Consider the following 19,291-nt stretch of genomic DNA (forward strand, 5'->3'; position numbering starts at 1 on the left):
ACGGGTGCCGAGGTCTGACTAGGCGTCCGCTGCGCCGCGTGGCCTCAGTCGCGTCGTCGTGGAGCCCGCCACGGGGCTCGTGATGCGGGCGATGGTGTTCGCGGAGTAGCGGCCGTACTTGGTGCGGTAGGCGGCGTCGACCTCGCTGTTGATCTCGCCGTCGGCGTCCGTCAGGGTGACGTCCTTCTCGACGCCGTCGGCCTCGATGCGGCCTTCGCGGCGGGCCCGGGTGCCGCGGAACCAGTCGGAGCCCGGGCCGTTCACGGAGCGGACGTAGATCTCGTCGCCGACCCGGACGACCCATATCGTCCGGGGGCTGCTCAGCGCGCCGTCGCGGCGCACGGACGCGATCTCCAGCTCCTCCGCCCGGCCGATGCTGGTGAGTTCGTCGCTCGTCCACGACGCGGTCATGGCCTGGTCTCCTTCATGGATGTGGTCATTTCTGCCGGGCGCTTCAGCGTGAGAGCGGCCGCGGCCATCACGAGCAGCAGGACCGTCGAGATCGTGAGGCCGACGCGCATGCCGTGCAGGAAGTCGGTGGTGATCAGGGCGCCGTAGACCGCCACGGCCAGGGCGCCGCCCAACTGCCGGAAGGTGTTGAGCACGCCGCTCGCGGTGCCCGCCCGCTCGGCCGGGACGTTGTCCAGCAGCACCGCCGTGAGCGCGGGCACGGCCAGCGCGCCGCCGGCCCCGACCGGGACCAGCAGGACGGCCATCAGCCGGACGGGCGTCGACTGCGGGACGACGCACAGCACCATCAGGCCCACGGCCATGAGGAACAGTCCGACAGCGATCGGTACGCGCGCCCCGAACCTCTCCGCGGCCCGGGCGGCCACCAGGTTCATGAAGGCGGTCACGACGGTCATCGGCAGGAACGCGAGGCCCGTGGCCGACGAGGACAGGCCGCGCAGTTCCTGGAAGTACAGGCTGAGCAGGAACACCAGTCCGTAGAAGCCGACGGTGAAGGCGAAGCCGCCCAGCAGCGGGACCACGACACCGCGGGACCTGAACAGGTCCAGGGGCACCATGGGGTGCCTGCCGCGTGCCTGGGACGTCAGGAACACGATCAGCGCGACGATCGCGAGGCCCAGCGCGATCAGCACCCTGGGCGCGCCGACGCCGTCGGCACCGGCCTCGATCACGCCGTACGTCAGTCCGCCCATGGCCACCACCGCGGCGATCTGCCCGGTCCGGTCCAGCGGCGCCTCCCGGCGGGGTGAGCGCGCGATCCTCGTGAACAGCAGCAGCGCGACCAGGCCCACCGGCAGGTTGATGAAGAAGATCGCCCGCCAGCTGAGCAGGGTCAGGAAGCCGCCGAGCACCGGTCCTGCCGCCGAGGCGACCGCGCCGCCCATCGCCCAGATGGAGATGGCGCGGGCGCGCTCGACCTGGTCCGGGTAGGCCTCGCGGATGAGGGCCATGGAGGCGGGCAGCATGACCGCCGCGCCGAGCCCCTGCAGCAGGCGTGCCCCGATCAGAACGCCCAGCGTGGGGGCGCATCCGCAGGCCGCGGAGGCGGCGATGAACAGCGCGAACCCGGCCGCGTACGCCTGGCGCGCGCCGATCCGGTCGGAGAGGGCCCCCGAGGAGAGCAGCAGCGCGGCGAACATCAGTGTGTAGCCGTCCATGACCCACTGCAGGCCCGTGACGCCACCGCCGAGGTCGTCCTGGATCGAGGGGAGCGCGACGTTGACGACCAGCGCGTCGAGGGTGATCACGAAGAAGCCGAGGACGGCCGCCGCCAGCGCCGGCGCGGGACTTGGGAGGGTTTGCCCCGGGGGATCGCCGACGGGTCGCCGGGCCGGAGTGACGGGGACGGGCATGGGATGCTCCCGGGACATGGGATCTTCAACGAGCATCCAGCCTGCTCGCCCGGCCCGCATCCCGGCAGACCGTGCTGTTCAGGGGAGCGGTGTTCCGGGGCGTGCCAGGGCCCCCCACGGGGCTGCCGCGCAGGTCACGGGGGCGCCGGAGTGGGGCGCACCACCCGGTGTCAGGGCTGGACGAGCACCTTCAGTGCCTCCCGGGCGGCCATCGCGCGATAGCCGTCGGGTACCTCGTCGACGCTCACCGTGCGGTCGAAGACGCGCCCGGGTTCGATCTTCCCCTCGAGGACGTCGGGGAGGAGTTCCTCGATGTAGGCGCGGGCCGGAGCCACACCGCCGGTGACGGTGATGTTGTTCATGAACACCTCGAAGCCCAGTGGCGCCTGGTCGTACTGCGGGGCGCCCACCCTGCTGATCGTGCCGCCCGCGCGCACCACGCCCAGCGCCGTCTCCAGCGCGGGCAGCGTACCGACGCACTCCAGCACTGTGTGCGTACCGTCGCCGCCGGTCAGCTCGCGCACACGCGCGACGCCTTCCTCACCGCGTTCGGCGACGATGTCGGTGGCACCGAAGTCGCGGCCGAGATCGGTGCGGTCCTTGTGCCGCCCCATCAGGATGATCCGCTCGGCGCCGAGCCGCTTGGCGGACAACACCGCCGACAGCCCGACCGCTCCGTCACCGACCACGGCCACGGTCGTACGCGGGGTGACGCCCGCCGTCACCGCGCAGTGGTGGCCGGTGCAGAACACGTCCGACAGGGTCAGCAGCGACGGCAGCAGGGCGGAGTCCTCGCCGACGGGCAGCTTCACCAGCGTGCCCTGGGCCTGCGGTACCCGCACCGCCTCTCCCTGGCCACCGTCCACCCCGTCCGTGGCCCAGAAGCCCCCGTGTCGGCACGAGGTGTGCAGGCCCTCGAGACAGAAGTCGCAGGTGTTGTCCGAATAGACGAAGGGGGCCACCACCAGGTCTCCGGTCCTCAGTCCGGACACCTCCGCGCCGATGTCCTCGACGACACCCAGGAACTCGTGGCCGATGCGGTCGCCCTGCTCGGAGGGTGGGCGCGACCCGTACGGCCACAGGTCGCTGCCGCAGATGCAGGACCGCAGCACGCGTACGACCGCGTCCGTGGGCCGCTGGATCTTCGGGTCGGGAACCTCCTCCACACGCACGTCACCGGCACCGTAAATCAGAGTTGCTCGCATGAGTCTTTCCGATCGAGTCGTCCTGTACTTGCTCGCAGAGCGTCCAGAGCGGCGGCAGCGCCGCGTCCAGCTCGGAACAACCGGGAATTCAGGCGACTGTCCCCTTCAATAGAAGGGACATTCCGGCCGTCCAAAAAGTATGGGTCCCGATATCGGGACCCGCACTCTCACGCCTGCCTGCGATGACGACTCGGGGGCGCGGCGGTGGCTCTGGTGGACAGGCGTCCTCAGACCTTCCAGGAGCGCAGCTGGTCGGCGACGGCGGGGACGCCGACGCGGGTGTCGCGGATCTTGCGGACGAGGTCGGACAGGGCTCCGTAGGGCGGGTCGATTCCCTCGCCCGACTGGTCCATGTACTGGGCGGCGACGAATGCCGCGAACAGGCTGTTGCGGTGCGGCAGCGGCTCCAGGCGCACGATGGTGTGCATCAGCGCGGCGGCGCGCCAGGCCGCGTCCGGGTCGGCCGCGGCGAGCGTGGGGAGCTTGGTCTTGTGCCGGGCGACGGCCGCGACGAGCGCGGAGTAGTCCGACACGGACATGTCCTCGCGGGCGAGGGCGGCCTCCTGGACGTCGAGCAGCCAGGCGACATCGATGGTCAGGTGCATCAGGCGGCCGCGGATCCGTCCCGGCGCTCGGCGGGCGGCACCTCGTCGGGGAAGGCGTCGTCGAACTCGCCGCGCAGCCGGTCGGCCCAGGCGGTGGCGCCTGCGACGAACTGCCTGCGCTGCATCTCCCGGACACCGAGGTCGTGCAGATACTGCTTGAGGCTCTTGCCGTCGGCCGCGGCGGCCGCGCGCACTCCCTCGAGCTCCGCTTCCGTGAAGGTCACGTTCAGTGATGGCATACACGGATGGTACCTGGTTGGTACCTGGGGTGCGAGGCCTCAGGGCCGACCGAACGAATGCCCCTGGGGCGAATCGTCAGGCGCCCGACGCCGCCGATCTAAGCTCGGCGCATGGCCAAGTACTTCGACGTGCATCCCGAGAACCCTCAGCAGCGCACTCTCAGCCAGGTGGCGGACATCATCCGCGGCGGCGGGCTCGTCGCCTATCCGACCGACTCCTGCTTCGCCCTCGGGGCTCAGCTGGGCAACCGGGACGGACTCGACCGGATCCGTTCGATCCGCCGGCTGGACGACCGGCACCACTTCACCCTGATGTGCCAGGACTTCGCGCAGCTGGCCCACTTCGTACGCCTGGACAACGCGGTGTTCCGTGCGATCAAGGCCTCGACTCCGGGTAGTTACACCTTCATCCTCCCGGCGACGAAGGAGGCACCGCGCAGGCTGCTGCACCCGAAGAAGAAGACGGTCGGTGTCCGGATTCCCGACCATGTCGTCGCCCGCGCGCTCCTCGCCGAGCTCGGCGAGCCCCTGCTGTCGAGCACCCTGCTCCTGCCCGATCAGGAGAAGCCGCTGACCCAGGGCTGGGAGATCAAGGAGGAACTCGACCACGTGGTGGACGCGGTCCTCGACTCCGGCGACTGCGGCGTCGAGCCGACGACCGTCATCGACTTCTCGCAGGGCGAGCCCGAGATCGTACGACGAGGGGCGGGCGATCCCTCCCGGTTCGAGTGAGTCGAGTGTGCGGGGCGAGGCGGGCGGTCAGAAGGCGGGGCCGCTGACCTTCCAGATCCGGGTGGCGACCTGGAGGTTGAAGCGGCTGTCCACCTCGTCGAGCCGGCGGCCGCTGACCTCCCTGATGCGCTGCAGACGGTAGCGAAGCGTGCTGCGGTGCACGGCGAGGGCCTGCGCCGTCTCGTCGTAGTTGCCGCCGTGGTCGAAGTACCGGGTGAGGGTGTGCACCAGGTCGGTGCCATGGGCGTCGTCGTAGTCGAGGAGCGCGCCGAGCCATTCGCGGACGAAGTCGGTGACGTCCCCCGCGTCCTTGTCCCGGGCCAGAATGCGGTAGAGGCCGAGTTCCTCGCAGGTCGTGGTGCCGTCCGCGGGGTGGGACTGGCGGCGTACGGCGAGCGCGCGGACGGCCTGGTCGAAGGAGCGCGGGATGTCCGCCACCGCCTCGCACAGGCTGCCGACGCCCACCGCGCCGTGCGGGGAGCCCACTTCGTCGGCGAGGGCCTGGTACAGACCCGAGTCGCGCGGCTCGCCCCGGACCACGAGCACCGCCATGTCGCCTCGTCGGGCCAGCAGCGACCGCAGGCCCCGTCCCTGCGCGGCACGTCCCACCGCTCCCAGGAAGCGGTCGTCGGCGGCCGTTCCCCGCCACTGCGCGACCGTGACGTGGTGCGGTCCGTGCAGGTCGTGGCCGATGGCCTCGGCCCTGGCGTACGCGCCGCCGGCGTCGGCGCCGGTGAGCAGGTCGTCCACGAGTTCCCGGCGCAGGCGCAGTTCGGCCTCCGCCAGACTGCGGCGGTGGGCCAGTTCCAGGGACAGTGCCGTGCACGCGTGTTCGAGTGCGAACTTTTCGGCCTCGCCCGCCGTGCCGTCGGGGTCGATCAGCTCGATGCTGCCGAGGGGCTCCCCGTGGTGGCGGGCCAGTCCGACGAGGCGTCCCTCGTGGCGGATCGGACCGAGTTCGCGCATCGCGTCGTGCATGAGTTGCTCGCGCTGGAGCGGATCGGGCTTGGTGTCGAGCTCGGGCGGGACCGGCCCGGCGCGGGCGAGGAGGTTTCCGAAGCGGTCCTCGACACGGGTGGCGAGACCGGTCAGCTCGTACACGGCGGCGGCGATGCCGTGCTCGCCCTCGTCGGTGAGGGAGGTCCGGGCGAGGACGTCGTGCACGGTGCGCTGCTCCTCCAGCTCCGCCACCAGCGCGGTGAGTCGTTCGTTGACCGCGTCCCGCTCCTCGATCGCCCGGAACAGCTGTCGGGCGTACTCGCGGTCGCGGCGGCGGGCCTCGGCGTTGTAGAGCGCGGCGCCGGTCGGCTGAGCAAGGGCGTAGACGAGGAAGCGGTCCTCGTCGGGAGGCGGTTTCCCGGCGCTGACGAGCAGGTAGCCGAGCATTCCGCCGGAGCTGCGCAGGCCCACTGCCCAGCCCCAGCCGCCCTCCCGGAAGTGGACGGCGCCGTCCTCCCCTTCGAGCGCGGTCAGCTGTTCGACCGGGTCGGTCAGATCGCGCGGCGCCCGGCCGCCGAGGGCCCGTGTGCTCGGCGTGGCCTCGAGCTCGAAGCGGCCGTCCCTGAGCATGTAGCAGCCCTCGGGCCGGCAGTCGAGGAGGTGTGGCACCTCGTCCATGGCCAACTGGAGGATCTCGTCCACCGGGCGGCCGTCGAGCATGGTCACGGCCAGCACGAACACGTCGTACAGGCTCGCCGACTGCTTGCGCCCCCAGCCGGTCAGTGCGGTGGTCGGCGCCCGGCTGCCGAGGCCGCGTGGTGCGATGCTCCGGTGCGTCGCACTGGTCGCGTCGTCGGCCGTGCCAGACATGCCGTAATACTAGCTTTCACCCCCTTTCGCCGCTTCTTGCGCCGGGCACCCCTGGAGGTGGCGCGTGCCGCGTGGCCTCCTGCACTCCCGGGGGGAGAGGAGGGGCCGAATTTCGCCCCGCCGGGAGCAGGCGTCGCCCTTCGTCCCGTAACACCCTGGCAAGGACGGAACCCACGACCCGTGTCCGCCCGCCGACGCGCCCGCGGACACGCGACCGCACCTGAAGACAACCGCCGCCGCCGGAGACGCGCGGACGCCGGGGGTGGCAGGCGAAGGAGTTCCTCATGGGCAAGGCAGTCGGAATCGACCTGGGCACCACCAACTCGGTGATCGCCGTATGGGAGGGCGGTGAAGCGACCGTCATACCCAATGCCGAGGGCTCGCGCACCACGCCCTCCATCGTCGCCTTCACCGACAGCGGCGAACGGCTGGTGGGTCAGCTCGCCAGGCGCCAGGCGATCCTCAATCCCAAGGGCACCATCTACTCGGCCAAGCGGTTCATCGGCCGGCACTTCGACGAGATCTCCGACGAGGCCAAGGCGGTGGCGTACGACGTCGTCGAGGGCGAGGGCGGAGTCGCGCGCTTCAAGGTGCGCGACAAGCTGTACGCGCCGGAGGAGATCAGCGCGCTGGTGCTGCGCAAGCTCGCCGACGACGCCGGCAAGCAGCTGGGCGAGAAGGTCACCGAGGCCGTCATCACCGTGCCCGCGTACTTCAACGACGCCCAGCGCCAGGCGACCAAGGACGCGGGGCGCATCGCGGGGCTCGAGGTACTGCGGATCATCAACGAGCCGACGGCGGCGGCACTGGCGTACGGCATGGAGAAGAAGCAGCACGAGACGGTGCTCGTCTTCGACCTCGGTGGCGGCACCTTCGACGTGAGCATCCTGGACGTCGGTGACGGGGTCGTGGAAGTGCGCTCGACGGCGGGCGACAGCCACCTCGGCGGCGACGACTTCGACCGTCGCCTCGTCGACCTGCTCGCGGACGGCTTCCAGAAGGAGAACGGGATCGACCTGCGCAAGGACCCGCAGGCGCTGCAACGACTGTTCGAAGCCGCGGAGAAGGCCAAGACGGAGCTGAGCTCGGTCACGCAGACGCAGGTCAGCCTGCCGTTCATCACCGCGGACGCCTCCGGCCCCAAGCACCTGACCGAGACGATCATGCGGTCCACGTTCGAGAAGATCACCGCCGACCTGGTCGAGCGGACCATGGAGCCGGTCAAGCAGGCGATGGCCGACGCCAAGGCCAGCGCGAACGACATCGACGAGGTCATCCTCGTCGGCGGCTCGACGCGCATCCCGGCCGTGCAGAACCTGGTCCGCCGACTGACCGGCGGTAAGGACCCGAACATGAGCGTCAACCCCGACGAGGTCGTGGCGCTGGGCGCCGCGATCCAGGCGGGCGTGCTCAAGGGCGAGGTCAAGGACGTCCTGCTGCTCGACGTGACTCCGCTGTCGCTGGGCGTGGAGACCCGTGGCGGTGTGATGACGAAGATCATCGACCGGAACACCACGATCCCGGTCCGCCGCTCGGAGACCTTCTCCACCGCGGAGGACAACCAGGAGGCCGTGGACGTCGTCGTCCTGCAGGGCGAGCGCGAGATGGCCGCCGACAACCGGATCCTCGGCCGCTTCCAGCTGAAGGACATCCGCCCCGCCCCGCGCGGCGAGCCGCAGGTCGAGGTCATCTTCGACATCGACGCCAACGGCATCCTGAACGTCACCGCACGGGACAAGGACACCAGCAAGGAACAGACCATCACCATCAGCGAGGGCTCCAACCTCGACCAGGGCGAGGTCGAGCGGATGGTCCAGGAGGCCGAGCAGCACCGCGGCGAGGACCAGGCGCTGCGCGATGCCGTGGACGCCCGCAACGAACTGGACGCCGTGGCCTACCAGGTGGAGCGCCGGCTGACCGAGCTGGGCGACGCGGTGCCCTCGCACGAGCGGGCCCGGGCGGACATGCTCGTCGCCGATGCCCGTGAGGCGGTCCAGCAGCAGGCGTCCCCGGACAAGGCCAGGCCGCTGACCTCCGAACTCCAGCAGGTGCTGGCGTCGCTCGCCCAGTACCAGGCCGGTGCGGCCGCACAGGCCCAGGCCGGAACCGGAACCGGGACGGAGGACACCGCGAGCGCCTCGGCAACAGCCGGCGACGACGTGATCGACGCGGAATTCGACAAGAGCTGAGGAGCGGTCATGGCCACCGAGCAGGAGCCGATGACGCCCCCGGAACAGCCGGGCGAGACCCCCTCGCAGGCGCCGGAGGCGGACGAACAGACCGCCGCCCTCGACGAGATGCGCGACCGCTGGCGCCGCGCGCTCGCCGACCTGGACAACCTCCGCAAGCGTCACGCGAAGGAACTGGAACGCGTGCGGGCCGAGGAGCGCGCCCGCACCGCCGGGGCCTGGCTGCCCGTCCTCGACAACCTGGAACGGGCGCTGGCCCACTCCGACTCCGACCCCTCCGCCGTGCTGAAGGGCGTCGAAGCCGTACGCGACCAGGCGGTCGAGGTGCTGCGCGGCCTCGGGTATCCCCGCTACGAGGAGACCGGGGTGCCCTTCGACCCGACCCGGCACGAGGTCGTCGGAGTCGTCGACACCCCCGACGCCGAGCCGAACACCGTGGCCCAGGTGGTGAGCCCGGGCTACGGGGCGGACGGCAAGCAGTTGCGCCCCGCCTTCGTCGTGGTCAGCAAGCGGCAGGAGTGACGCCCCATGGCACGGGACTACTACGACGTGCTCGGGGTGCCGCGCACCGCGAGCGCGGAGGAGATCCAGCAGGCCTTCCGCAAGCTGGCGCGCAGACACCACCCCGACATCAACAAGGACCCGGGAGCCGAGGAGCGCTTCAAGGAGATCAACGACGCGTACAGCGTGCTGTCCGACCCGAAGACCAGGCGGCGCTACGACCGCTTCGGTGAGAACTTCCGGCAGATCCCGGAGGACTACGACGAGCGGGTGGCCGCGGGAGCGGGTGCCCGGGGCGGCTGGAGCGCGGGCGTCGGAGGGGCCGGCGGAGGAGGCGGAAGGGGGGTGCGCTTCCGTACGGCGGACGGTGTCGACTTCGACGGCTCCGGCGTCGACTTCGAGGACCTGTTCGGCGGGATCTTCGGACGCGGCGGGGGCGCGGGGGCGGGGGGCGGCTGGGGTCCGGTACCGGGTGCCGACCAGGAGGCCGAGATCCAGCTCGGCGTCGAGGAGGCGTACCGGGGCGGCAAGCGCGGCATCACCCTGGGCGGCCCCACCGGACAGCGCACCTACGACGTCAACATCCCGCGCGGGGTGGTGGACGGGCAGCGCATCCGGCTGGCCGGAGAAGGCGGCAGGGGCAGCCCCGACGCCCCGCCGGGCGACCTGTATCTGCGCGTGCGGATCAAGCCCGACGGGCGGTTCCGGCTGGAGGGCCGCGACATCCACGTGGTCCTCCCGGTGACACCGTGGGAGGCGGCACTCGGCGCGACCGTGCCGGTGTCCACCCCCGGCGGCACGGCCAAGGTCACCGTCCCCGCGGGCTCCTCCAGCGGCCGCCGGCTGCGGTTGCGCGGCGAGGGCATGCCCAACCCGCGCGGCGAGGACGGCAACCTGTACGCGGAGGTCCGCATCATGGTGCCGCCCGAGCCGACCGCCCGTGAGCGTGAGCTCTTCGAGGAACTGGCCGCCGCGTCCGCCTTCGACCCGAGGAGGCCCCGATGACCACAGCCCCCCGCCCCGGCGGTGCGCACCGCCGTTCCGCCACCCCGGTAGCCCGGCCGGCCTTGAACATCGTGGTCCGCGCCGCCCCGCTCGGACCGGCCCATCGGCTCGGTCTCGACGCCGTCGCCACCCGTTCCGGTCTCCATCCGGATCTCGTGCGCCGGTTCGTCACCCTCGGCCTCGTCGACGCCACCCGGGACGCCACCGGGCGACTGTGGTTCGAGCCGTCCGCTCCCGCCACCCTCGCCCGCGTCCAACGACTACGGGCCGCGCTCCCCCTCAACTACGCCTCCCTGGGTCTGGTGCTCGATCTGCTCGACCGGATCAGTGAGTTGGAGGACGCTCTGAGGCGCAGCAACGCCGGCTCCAGGAGTGATGAATCGTGGATATGAACCGGCTCACCCAGAAGTCCCAGGAGGCGCTCCAGGAAGCGCAGACCATCGCCGGCCGGCTGAACCAGACCGAGGTCGACGGCGAGCATCTGCTCCTCGCCCTGCTCGACCAGCCCGACGGCCTGATACCGCGGCTGATCGACCAGTCGGGCGCCGACACCCGGGCCCTGCGCACCGCGCTGAACGAGGAGTTGGCCCGCAGGCCGAAAGTGACCGGCCCCGGTGCCACCCCAGGACAGGTGTACGTCACCCAACGGCTGGCGAAGGTACTGGACTCGGCCGAGCAGGAGGCCAGGCGGCTCAAGGACGAGTACGTGTCCGTCGAGCACCTGGTGCTCGCACTCGCCGACGAGGGCTCCCGCACGGCATCCGGCCGACTGCTCAAGGAGCACGGCGTCAGCAAGGACGGGTTCCTGTCCGCGCTCACCCGGATCCGTGGCAACCAGCGCGTCACCTCGGCGACGCCCGAAGCGGCGTACGAGGCACTGGAGAAGTACGGCCGTGATCTGGTCGCCGAGGCACGCAGCGGCAGGATGGACCCGGTGATCGGCCGGGACGCGGAGATCCGCCGGGTCATCCAGATCCTGAGCCGCAAGACGAAGAACAACCCCGTCCTCATCGGTGACCCGGGGGTCGGCAAGACCGCCATCGTGGAGGGACTCGCCCAGCGCATCGTGCGGGGCGACGTGCCCGACGGGCTGCGCGACCGGACGATCTTCTCGCTCGACATGAGTTCGCTGGTAGCGGGCGCCAAGTACCGCGGCGAGTTCGAGGAACGGCTGCAGGCCGTACTGAGCGAGGTCAAGGCGGGCGAGGGGCGCATCCTGCTCTTCATCGACGAACTGCACACGGTCGTCGGCGCGGGCGGCGGTGCCGAGGGCGCGATGGACGCCGGGAACATGCTCAAGCCCATGCTGGCACGCGGCGAGCTGCACATGATCGGCGCCACCACCCTCGACGAGTACCGCAAGTACGTCGAGTCCGACGCGGCCCTCGAACGCCGCTTCCAGCAGGTGCAGGTGGACGAGCCGAGCGTCGAGGACACCATCTCCATCCTGCGCGGACTGCGCGAGCGCCTGGAGGTCTTCCACGGTGTGAAGATCCAGGACACCGCGCTGGTCGCGGCGGCGACTCTCAGCCACCGCTACATCTCCGACCGGTTCCTGCCGGACAAGGCCATCGACCTGGTCGACGAGGCGTGCGCGCGGCTGCGTACCGAGATCGACTCCATGCCCGCCGAACTGGACGAGATCACCCGCCGGGTGACCCGTCTGGAGATCGAGGACGCGGCGCTCGCCAAGGAGACCGACGCCGCCAGCCAGAAGCGACTCGACGAGCTGCGCCGCGAACTGGCCGACCTGCGCGCCGAGGCCGACGCCATGCACGCCCAGTGGGAGGCCGAACGCCAGGCCATCCGCCGGGTGCAGGAGCTGCGCCAGGAACTGGAGCACGTCCGGCAGGAGGCCGAGGAGGCCGAACGCAGCTACGACCTCAACCGGGCCGCCGAACTGCGCTACGGCAGGCTCACCGAACTCGAACGCCGCCTCACGGCGGAGGAGGAGGCGCTGGCCGCCAAGCAGGGCGAGAACCGGCTGCTGCGCGAGGTCGTCACCGAGGACGAGATCGCGGAGATCGTCGCCGCCTGGACCGGCATCCCCGTCACCCGCCTCCAGGAGGGCGAGCGCGAGAAGCTGCTGCGCCTCGACGAGATCCTCACCGAGCGGGTGATCGGCCAGGACGAGGCGGTCAAGCTGGTCACCGACGCGATCATCAGGGCCCGCTCCGGGATCCGGGACCCGCGCCGGCCGATCGGCTCATTCATCTTCCTCGGCCCCACCGGCGTCGGGAAGACCGAACTGGCCAAGGCGCTCGCCGCGGCGCTGTTCGACTCGGAGGAGAGCATCGTCCGCCTGGACATGAGCGAGTACCAGGAACGGCACACCGTCAGCAGGCTGGTGGGAGCGCCTCCCGGATACGTCGGCTACGAGGAGGGCGGCCAGCTCACCGAGGCGGTGCGCCGCAAGCCGTACTCCGTGGTCCTGTTCGACGAGATCGAGAAGGCCCACCCCGACGTCTTCAACATCCTGCTGCAGGTCCTCGACGACGGCCGCGTCACCGACTCCCAGGGCCGCACCGTCGACTTCCGCAACACCGTGATCATCATGACCTCCAACATCGGCTCGGCCCACCTGCTGGACGGGGTGACCGCCGACGGCGAGATCAAGTCCGACGCGCGAGCACTGGTGATGAGCGATCTGCGGGGCCACTTCCGGCCCGAGTTCCTCAACCGCGTCGACGACATCGTGCTGTTCAAGCCGCTGGGCATGACGCAGATCGAGCGGATCGTGGAGCTGCAGTTCGACGACCTGCGCCGACGGCTGGCCGAACGGCAGATCACGGTCGAGCTCACCGACGCCGCCCGCGAACTCATCGCCGAGCAGGGCTTCGACCCCGTGTACGGAGCCCGGCCGCTGCGCCGGTACATCTCGCACGAGGTCGAGACGATGGTCGGCCGGGCGTTGATCCGCGGTGACGTGCAGGACGGCACGACGATCCGCGTCGACGCCCAGAACGGCGAACTCGTCGTCACCTACGGCGGACAGGCCGCACCGGACGTGCGGAAAGCCGCGTGAGTGCGGTGACCACGAGTACGGGCACAAGCACGACGGTCGTCTGCGACCACTGCGGTCGCAAGAACCGGGTGCCGGCGGCGGCCGCCGGCACGCCGCGCTGCGGGAACTGCGCGTCCCCGCTCGCGTGGATCGCCGACGCCGGCGACGCCGACTTCGCGGAGGTCGCCGAACAGGCGAAGCCGTACGTCGTCGTCGACCTGTGGGCCACCTGGTGCGGGCCCTGCCGGATGGTCAGCCCCGCGCTGGAGCAGGTCGCCCACGAACTCGCCGGGCGGGTCAAGCTGGTCAAGGTCGACATCGACCAGAACCCGCGGCTCGCCCAGCGGTTCCAGGTACAGGCCGTGCCGACGCTCCTGTTGCTCGACAAGGGAGAGGTGATCGCACGCAAGACGGGAGCGGCGCCCGCGCCGGCGCTGAGGCAGTGGGTGGAGGAGACCCTGGCCGCCCGTCGTTGAACCGGGCCGCGCGAACGCGGGCACGGCCCCAGCAGGGTGAACCCCACACACGTCGCCCGCTGTCCGGCGCCCCGTGGGCCGGGCGCCCCGCTACTAGTCGGAGAAGACCCGCGCCTCCGCGTCCGAGGTGATCTCGGCCGGCGTGGGCGGGGAGTTCAGCAGGGCGGTGATGCGTTCGGCGGCGGGGTCGCCCGTGCGGGGCCCGGCGGCACGGGCGGCGTCGACGTCGTACGAGGTCTGCCGCAGCTCCACATCCGGGCCGAGCAGGGCCCAGAAGGCGGTGCCCGGCGGGCCCTCGTGGAAGGGGAGCCCGACGCTGCCCGGGTTGACGCTGCGCCGTCCGGCGACGGTGCGGTCGAACTGGAGGTGCGTGTGCCCGGTGACGATCACCGCCTCCTCGACGTCCGCGGCCAGTTCCGCGAATCGCCCGGCAGGCGTGGCGGGTGTGACCAACTCCGTGTCGCCGCGCGGCGATCCGTGGCAGAACCGCACGGGTCCCAGCCCGACGACGTCCACGACGACGCTGAAGGGGATCCCGGCGACGAACGCGACGCTCGCGTCCGAGTGCTGCCGCGGCACCCACGCCTCACGTTCGGTGCTCGGCCGACGGACCCCGCGGTGAATGTCCACGACGGCGCGCTCCCCGTTGCCCCGGACGCACAGGGCCCGCGGCAGCCCGGCCATCAGCTCCACCGTACGGTCGGGTTCGGCACCCCAGGTCAGGTCTCCGCACGAGACCACCAGATCGACGCCGGCCCCCTCGATCTCCGCCAGGACCGCGGTCAGCGCCGGCACGTTCGCGTGGACGTCGGAAACGACCGCGACCCGTCGCATGGGACCGTAGCGGCGCGTCGGCCCCTCCCAGGCCCTGGGGCCGTACAAGGTCGTGTCCATGATTGACGGTAACAACGGCGGCCGATGGCGCACCGGCCGTTCCACCGAAACCGTCGCCACCGAACCGGTCAACGCCAGTCGGGAGCACCCGAGGCGGGCGACAGCAGGGACTCGATCTTCATCCGCATCTCCCGCATGACGGCGACGATACGGGCCTCGTGCTCGCCGGTGAGCCGGGCCACCAGAACCGAGCAGCTGATCGCGTCGACGGCCGGCGTGTCGTAACGCAGGGCGAAGCCGAAGCCCGCGATACCGGGCACCGTCTCCTCGCGGTCGATGGAGTAGCCGCGCTCCCGTACCTCCGCGAGGTCCGCGAGCAGGGTGGCCGACTCGGTGTGCGTGTTCTCCGTGAGAGCGGTCAACGGCTGCGCCGGAAGCGACAGTTCGCTGTCCGGACGCTCGGCGAGCAGGGCCTTGCCGAGGGCACCGGCGTGGGCCGGGACCCGGCGGCCCACCCGGCTGAGGGTGCGCGCGTACTCGTGGGACTCGCGGGTCGCGAGATAGACGACGTCGGCGCCGTCGAGGCGGGCCAGGTGAATGGTCTCCCCGAGCGCGTCCGAGGCTTCGTCGAGGTAGGGGCGGACCACCCTTACATGCCGGTCGCTGTCGAGATAGCTGGTGCCCGTGAGCAGGGCACGGATCCCTATCCCGTACAGCGAACCGGTGGTGTCGGCGCGCACCCAGCCGCGGTCGACGAGGGTCTGCAGCAACTGGTACATGCTGCTGCGCGGCACCCCCAGTTGCGCGGCGAGTTCGTCCAGCCGGGCCGGCCGGTCGCCCCGCCCGGCGAGCAGTTCCAGCAGCGCGACCGTGCGGGCCGCCGACTTCACTTCTCGGACACCACTGCTCTCCGGCATGGGGCCCATCGTAAATCCGCCCTGCCGCACCCATTGACCCCGCGCGTTCACGACCCTAGCCTCCATCTTCATATATAGACGTCATCTGCATATGAGGACAGAGTTCATGACACGGTTCACTGCGGCGGCCGAGGACGTGGCCAAGCGACTGCGGGACGGCATGGTGGGCGGAGTGCTGTCCTTCCCGCTCACGAGCTTCCGGGAGGACGGCGGTCTCGATCTGGAGGCGTACCGGGCCTACCTGACCGCCCAGTTGGACAGCGCGCCGGGCGCGGTGTTCCCCGCCTGCGGCACCGGGGAGTTCTTCTCGCTGGACGAGGACGAGTACCGCACGGTCGTCCGGGCCACGGTCGAGATCGCCGACGGACGACTGCCGGTCGTCGCGGGCATCGGCTACGGCTGGGCGCAGGCCCTGCGCTTCGCCCGGATCGCGGAGGAGGCGGGCGCGGACGCCGCGCTGGTACTCCCCCACTACCTGGTCGCCGCCCCGCAGGACGGGCTGGTGGAACAACTGCGGCGGATCGCCTCCGGCACCTCTCTGCCGCTGATCGCCTACCAGCGCGGCCAGGTCGACTTCACCGCCGACAGTCTGCGCCGGATCGCGGAGATCCCCACGGTCATCGGCCTCAAGGACGGACACAGCGACCTCGACCGCCTCCAGCGCCTCACACTCGCGGCGCCCGACGATTTCCTCTTCTTCAACGGCGCCTCCACCGCCGAGATCCAGGCCCGCGCCTACGCCACCGTGGGCGTCCCCGCCTACTCCTCGGCGGTCCACGCCTTCGCGCCCGAGATCGCGAACGCCTTCTTCGCCGCCCTGCGGGACGGCGACGACGCGGGAGTGACCAAGCTCCTGCGCGACTTCTACGTCCCGCTCGTCGAACTGCGCGACCGGGTCCCCGGCTATGCGGTGTCGCTGGTCAAGGCCGCCGCCGGGCTGCGCGGTCTGCCGGTGGGGCCGGTACGCGCGCCGCTCACGGACCCGGGGCCGGAGGATCTCGACGCGCTGGCGAAGGTGCTCGACGACGGTCTGAAGGTGGTCGGGGCCGTACGGGGATCCGGCTGACAGCTGACGTTATCTGTCATCTGTGATCTGTCACCTGTCAGCCGCAATCCGTCATCCGCCCTCCGCCATCCGTCGCCCATCCCCCGTCACCCGTCACCCGGTCCAACCAGTTCAAAGGGGAACTGAGACGTGCCGCTTCTCGTAGTCGGGATCAGCGTGCTGGTCCTGCTGCTGCTCATGACCAAGCTCAAACTGAACGGCTTCGCCGCCCTGCTACTGGTGGCGGTCGGCGTCGGTCTGGTCCGTGGGATTCCGCTGGAGAAGATCCCTGACGTCCTCTCGGAGGGCATCGGCGGCCAGGTCGGCGACACGATGCTCACCATCGGGCTGGGCGCGATGGTCGGCCGTGTCATGGGGGATTCCGGCGCCGCCCAGCGCATCGCCGGCAAGCTCCTCGACGCCTTCGGCCCGCGCGGCGTCCAGGTCGCCATGGTGGTGACGTCGATGCTCATCGGCGTGACGATGTTCTACGAGGTCGCGTTCATCATCATCGTGCCCATCGCGTTCATCCTGGTACGGGTGACCGGCGCGAAGCTGCTGTGGGTCGGGCTGCCGATGTCGATCGCCCTGTCGACCATGCACAGCTTCCTGCCGCCCCACCCCGGTCCCACCGCGGTGGCCGCGACCTTCCACGCGTCCGTCGGTCTGACGCTCTTCTACGGCCTGTTCATCGCCGTCCCGGTCGGCGCGCTCATCGCTCTGGTGTGGCCACGGCTGCCGTTCGTCAGGGCGATGAATCCCTCGATCCCCCCGGGCCTGGTCAGCGAGCGGGTCTTCGAGGACGAGGAGATGCCCGGGCTCGGCTGGTCACTGGGCGTGGCCCTGTTCCCCGTCGCGCTGATCGCCGGTGCCGCCGTGACCGACATGGCCACGTCCGGTTCGAGCCCGGTCCTGCACTTCGTCGCCTTCATCGGATCCGCGCCGATCGCACTGCTGCTGACCCTGCTGCTGGCGGTCTGGGCGTTCGGCCCGCGCATAGGGCGGAGCCTCGCGGAGGTCAGCGCCTCCTGCAACTCCGCCGCCCAGGCGATGGCCATGATCCTGCTGGTGATCGGTGCCGGCGGCGCCTACAAGAACGTCCTCGTCGAGGGCGGGATATCCGACTACATCAAGGACCAGACGCACGGTTGGTCCATCTCGCCGATCGTCCTCGCGTGGCTCATCGCGGTCATCCTCCGGGTGGCACTGGGCTCGGCGACGGTCGCCGTCGTCACGGCCTCCGGCGTGGTGCTGCCGCTCCTGGCGGGCGGCGGGGTACACCCCGAGATGATGGTGCTCGCCGTCTGCTGCGGTTCGATCGCCTTCTCCCACGTCAACGACCCCGGATTCTGGCTGTTCAAGGAGTACTTCGACCTCTCGGTCGTCGAGGCGATCAAGGTCCGCACCACGTACACCACCGTGCTGGCCGTCCTCGGTCTGGGCGGTGTCCTGGCGGTCGAACGGGCCCTCGACGTCCTCAGCCTCTGACCACAGCCCCTGTCACCCCCGTACCCAAGGACTTTGAGACGCATGAGCAAGAGCCAGCCGACCGTCACCGCCTTCTCCGTCTACCCGGTCGCCGGCCGGGACTCCATGGAGCTGAACCTCTCCGGCGCGCACGGCCCCTACTTCACCCGCAATGTCGTCGTCCTGACGGACTCCGAGGGGCGTACGGGTCTCGGTGAGGTCCCCGGCGGGGAGAAGATCACCCGGACGCTGCGGGATGCCGAGTCCCTGGTCGTCGGAGCGAAGGTCGGTGACTACAAGCGCGTCCTGCGCGAGATCGGTGACCGTTTCGCCGACCGCGACGCCGGTGGGCGCGGCGCCCAGACCTTCGACCTGCGGACCACCGTCCACGCCGTCACCGCGGTCGAGTCGGCGCTGCTCGACCTGCTGGGGCAGCATCTCGACGTACCCGTCGCGGCGCTCCTGGGCGACGGACAGCAGCGCGACTCCGTACGGGTCCTCGGCTATCTGTTCTACGTCGGTGACCCCGGCCGCACGGAACTGGAGTACGTCCGCGAGCCGGACGCGGCCGAGGACTGGTACCGGATCCGGCACGAGGAGGCCCTGTCGCCGGAGGCGATCGTCCGGCAGGCCGAGGCGACCCACGACCTGTACGGCTTCCGGGACTTCAAGCTGAAGGGCGGTGTCCTCGCGGGCGCGGAGGAGGTCAAGGCCGTACGGGCGCTCAAGGACCGCTTCCCCGAGGCGCGGATCACCCTCGACCCGAACGGCGCGTGGTCGCTGCGCGAGGCGATCGAGCTGTGTTCGCCCCTGGTGGGCACACTCGCCTACGCCGAGGACCCCTGCGGAGCCGAGGGCGGCTACTCCGGTCGGGAGATCCTGGCCGAGTTCCGCCGCGCGACGGGCCTGCCGACCGCGACCAACATGATCGCCACCGACTGGCGGCAGCTGACCCATGCCCTGGCCCTGCAGTCGGTGTCCATCCCGCTGGCCGACCCGCACTTCTGGACCATGCAGGGCTCGGTGCGCGTGGCGCAGTTGTGCAACGCGATGGGGCTGACCTGGGGTTGCCACTCGAACAACCACTTCGACATCTCGCTGGCGATGGTGACGCACTGCGGGGCCGCGGCTCCGGGCGCGTACAACGCCCTGGACACGCACTGGATCTGGCAGGAAGGTCTGGAGCGCCTGACCGTCGAACCGCCGCGCATCGTCGACGGGGAGATCGCCGTGCCGGACGCGCCCGGTCTCGGTGTCCGACTCGACAGGGAGCGGCTGCTGGCGGCCCACGAGCTCTACCAGGAGAAGGCGTTGGGGGCGCGTGACGACGCGGTCGGGATGCGCTACCTGGTCCCCGGCTGGGAGTTCGACAGCAAGCGTCCGTGTCTGGTGCGTTGAGCCACTCTCATTTCCGTCGCGGGACCGACTGTTGTCCATTCA

Annotated in this window: 18 protein-coding genes; 10 read left to right on the top strand and 8 right to left on the bottom strand. The window is 70.7% G+C overall.

The genetic code is table 11. The features are described 5' to 3' along the window. Window positions 1-18 precede the first annotated feature (18 nt). The 5 genes from FNV62_RS04440 to FNV62_RS04460 all read right to left on the bottom strand — a co-directional run bounded on the left by FNV62_RS04440 (window position 19) and on the right by FNV62_RS04460 (window position 3,872). Entirely contained in the window at window positions 19-411 is a 393-nt protein-coding gene (locus FNV62_RS04440) for a DUF2255 family protein (RefSeq protein ID WP_144314697.1), read from the bottom strand. Continuing rightward, window positions 408-1,823, bottom strand: a complete 1,416-nt coding sequence (locus FNV62_RS04445; protein WP_144314698.1) for an MFS transporter — start codon at window positions 1,821-1,823, stop codon at window positions 408-410. Before FNV62_RS04445 ends, FNV62_RS04440 begins: the two co-directional genes overlap by 4 nt. A 170-nt stretch (window positions 1,824-1,993) precedes the next feature. Beyond that, window positions 1,994-3,028, bottom strand: a complete 1,035-nt coding sequence (locus tag FNV62_RS04450) for a zinc-dependent alcohol dehydrogenase family protein (protein ID WP_143599990.1) — start codon at window positions 3,026-3,028, stop codon at window positions 1,994-1,996. A 227-nt stretch (window positions 3,029-3,255) separates the two neighbouring features. Next, the gene (locus FNV62_RS04455; protein ID WP_054229421.1) at window positions 3,256-3,633 is read right to left on the bottom strand and encodes a hypothetical protein; all 378 of its coding nucleotides are present in this window, start codon (window positions 3,631-3,633) and stop codon (window positions 3,256-3,258) included. Continuing rightward, complete coding sequence (locus FNV62_RS04460) at window positions 3,633-3,872, bottom strand: hypothetical protein (protein ID WP_060900151.1); 240 nt, start codon at window positions 3,870-3,872, stop codon at window positions 3,633-3,635. The genes FNV62_RS04455 and FNV62_RS04460 overlap by 1 nt, the downstream gene beginning before the upstream one ends. A 111-nt stretch (window positions 3,873-3,983) precedes the next feature. On the opposite strand from FNV62_RS04460, the gene FNV62_RS04465 reads away from it, so the two are divergent. Then, the gene (locus FNV62_RS04465) at window positions 3,984-4,604 is read left to right on the top strand and encodes an L-threonylcarbamoyladenylate synthase (protein WP_060900152.1); all 621 of its coding nucleotides are present in this window, start codon (window positions 3,984-3,986) and stop codon (window positions 4,602-4,604) included. A gap of 27 nt (window positions 4,605-4,631) precedes the next feature. On the opposite strand, the gene FNV62_RS04470 is transcribed toward FNV62_RS04465, so the two are convergent. Further along, the gene (locus FNV62_RS04470) at window positions 4,632-6,413 is read right to left on the bottom strand and encodes a PucR family transcriptional regulator (RefSeq protein WP_143599991.1); all 1,782 of its coding nucleotides are present in this window, start codon (window positions 6,411-6,413) and stop codon (window positions 4,632-4,634) included. Between the two features lie 284 nt (window positions 6,414-6,697). Here FNV62_RS04470 and dnaK point away from each other — a divergent pair, with 284 nt between their 5' ends. The 6 genes from dnaK to trxA are packed head-to-tail and all read left to right on the top strand — an operon-like array spanning window position 6,698 to window position 13,588. Next, window positions 6,698-8,602, top strand: a complete 1,905-nt coding sequence (gene dnaK, locus FNV62_RS04475) for a molecular chaperone DnaK (RefSeq protein WP_097282697.1) — start codon at window positions 6,698-6,700, stop codon at window positions 8,600-8,602. Window positions 8,603-8,611: 9 nt separating this feature from the next. After that, a complete protein-coding gene (locus tag FNV62_RS04480) occupies window positions 8,612-9,124 on the top strand; it encodes a nucleotide exchange factor GrpE (protein ID WP_143599992.1) in 513 nt (170 codons plus the stop codon). Between the two features lie 6 nt (window positions 9,125-9,130). Continuing rightward, a complete protein-coding gene (locus FNV62_RS04485; RefSeq protein WP_097282699.1) occupies window positions 9,131-10,108 on the top strand; it encodes a DnaJ C-terminal domain-containing protein in 978 nt (325 codons plus the stop codon). Continuing rightward, window positions 10,105-10,500 carry a chaperone modulator CbpM gene (locus FNV62_RS04490; protein ID WP_097282700.1) on the top strand — a complete coding sequence of 132 codons (396 nt, stop codon included), beginning with the start codon at window positions 10,105-10,107 and terminating at the stop codon, window positions 10,498-10,500. The genes FNV62_RS04485 and FNV62_RS04490 overlap by 4 nt, the downstream gene beginning before the upstream one ends. Next, the gene (clpB, locus tag FNV62_RS04495; RefSeq protein ID WP_143599993.1) at window positions 10,491-13,133 is read left to right on the top strand and encodes an ATP-dependent chaperone ClpB; all 2,643 of its coding nucleotides are present in this window, start codon (window positions 10,491-10,493) and stop codon (window positions 13,131-13,133) included. Before FNV62_RS04490 ends, clpB begins: the two co-directional genes overlap by 10 nt. Beyond that, window positions 13,130-13,588 (top strand): thioredoxin, encoded by a 459-nt coding sequence (gene trxA / locus FNV62_RS04500; RefSeq protein WP_225900139.1) that lies wholly within the window; start codon window positions 13,130-13,132, stop codon window positions 13,586-13,588. Before clpB ends, trxA begins: the two co-directional genes overlap by 4 nt. A 93-nt stretch (window positions 13,589-13,681) precedes the next feature. Here trxA and FNV62_RS04505 read toward each other — a convergent pair whose 3' ends face one another. Both FNV62_RS04505 and FNV62_RS04510 read right to left on the bottom strand, forming a co-directional pair. Next, window positions 13,682-14,482, bottom strand: coding sequence for a metallophosphoesterase family protein (locus FNV62_RS04505; protein ID WP_205522219.1), 801 nt, complete (start codon window positions 14,480-14,482; stop codon window positions 13,682-13,684). 68 nt (window positions 14,483-14,550) lie between these two features. Next, window positions 14,551-15,339, bottom strand: a complete 789-nt coding sequence (locus tag FNV62_RS04510; RefSeq protein ID WP_143599994.1) for an IclR family transcriptional regulator — start codon at window positions 15,337-15,339, stop codon at window positions 14,551-14,553. A 106-nt stretch (window positions 15,340-15,445) separates the two neighbouring features. Between FNV62_RS04510 and FNV62_RS04515 the strand changes: the two genes are divergently transcribed. From FNV62_RS04515 to FNV62_RS04525, 3 genes are all read left to right on the top strand, one after another. Continuing rightward, window positions 15,446-16,405 (top strand): 5-dehydro-4-deoxyglucarate dehydratase, encoded by a 960-nt coding sequence (locus FNV62_RS04515; protein WP_143599995.1) that lies wholly within the window; start codon window positions 15,446-15,448, stop codon window positions 16,403-16,405. A gap of 129 nt (window positions 16,406-16,534) precedes the next feature. Beyond that, the gene (locus FNV62_RS04520; RefSeq protein ID WP_143599996.1) at window positions 16,535-17,872 is read left to right on the top strand and encodes a gluconate:H+ symporter; all 1,338 of its coding nucleotides are present in this window, start codon (window positions 16,535-16,537) and stop codon (window positions 17,870-17,872) included. A gap of 42 nt (window positions 17,873-17,914) precedes the next feature. Next, on the top strand, window positions 17,915-19,249 hold the full coding sequence (locus FNV62_RS04525) for an enolase C-terminal domain-like protein (RefSeq protein ID WP_097282705.1): 1,335 nt from the start codon (window positions 17,915-17,917) through the stop codon (window positions 19,247-19,249). The last annotated feature ends 42 nt before the right edge of the window (window positions 19,250-19,291 follow it).

Origin of the sequence: Streptomyces sp. RLB3-17 (assembly GCF_007113425.2) — a bacterium.
Taxonomy (GTDB): Bacteria; Actinomycetota; Actinomycetes; order Streptomycetales; family Streptomycetaceae; genus Streptomyces; species Streptomyces mirabilis_D.

Coding starts and splice junctions, on each gene's coding strand:
- dnaK (WP_097282697.1), top strand. CDS start 6,698: ATGGGCAAGGCAGTCGGAATCGACCTGGGCACCACCAACTCGGTGATC.
- FNV62_RS04470 (WP_143599991.1), bottom strand. CDS start 6,413: ATGTCTGGCACGGCCGACGACGCGACCAGTGCGACGCACCGGAGCATC.
- FNV62_RS04525 (WP_097282705.1), top strand. CDS start 17,915: ATGAGCAAGAGCCAGCCGACCGTCACCGCCTTCTCCGTCTACCCGGTC.
- FNV62_RS04515 (WP_143599995.1), top strand. CDS start 15,446: ATGACACGGTTCACTGCGGCGGCCGAGGACGTGGCCAAGCGACTGCGG.
- FNV62_RS04510 (WP_143599994.1), bottom strand. CDS start 15,339: ATGCCGGAGAGCAGTGGTGTCCGAGAAGTGAAGTCGGCGGCCCGCACG.
- FNV62_RS04465 (WP_060900152.1), top strand. CDS start 3,984: ATGGCCAAGTACTTCGACGTGCATCCCGAGAACCCTCAGCAGCGCACT.
- FNV62_RS04440 (WP_144314697.1), bottom strand. CDS start 411: ATGACCGCGTCGTGGACGAGCGACGAACTCACCAGCATCGGCCGGGCG.
- FNV62_RS04485 (WP_097282699.1), top strand. CDS start 9,131: ATGGCACGGGACTACTACGACGTGCTCGGGGTGCCGCGCACCGCGAGC.
- FNV62_RS04445 (WP_144314698.1), bottom strand. CDS start 1,823: ATGCCCGTCCCCGTCACTCCGGCCCGGCGACCCGTCGGCGATCCCCCG.
- FNV62_RS04450 (WP_143599990.1), bottom strand. CDS start 3,028: ATGCGAGCAACTCTGATTTACGGTGCCGGTGACGTGCGTGTGGAGGAG.
- FNV62_RS04505 (WP_205522219.1), bottom strand. CDS start 14,482: ATGGACACGACCTTGTACGGCCCCAGGGCCTGGGAGGGGCCGACGCGC.
- FNV62_RS04455 (WP_054229421.1), bottom strand. CDS start 3,633: ATGCACCTGACCATCGATGTCGCCTGGCTGCTCGACGTCCAGGAGGCC.
- FNV62_RS04460 (WP_060900151.1), bottom strand. CDS start 3,872: ATGCCATCACTGAACGTGACCTTCACGGAAGCGGAGCTCGAGGGAGTG.
- FNV62_RS04480 (WP_143599992.1), top strand. CDS start 8,612: ATGGCCACCGAGCAGGAGCCGATGACGCCCCCGGAACAGCCGGGCGAG.
- FNV62_RS04490 (WP_097282700.1), top strand. CDS start 10,105: ATGACCACAGCCCCCCGCCCCGGCGGTGCGCACCGCCGTTCCGCCACC.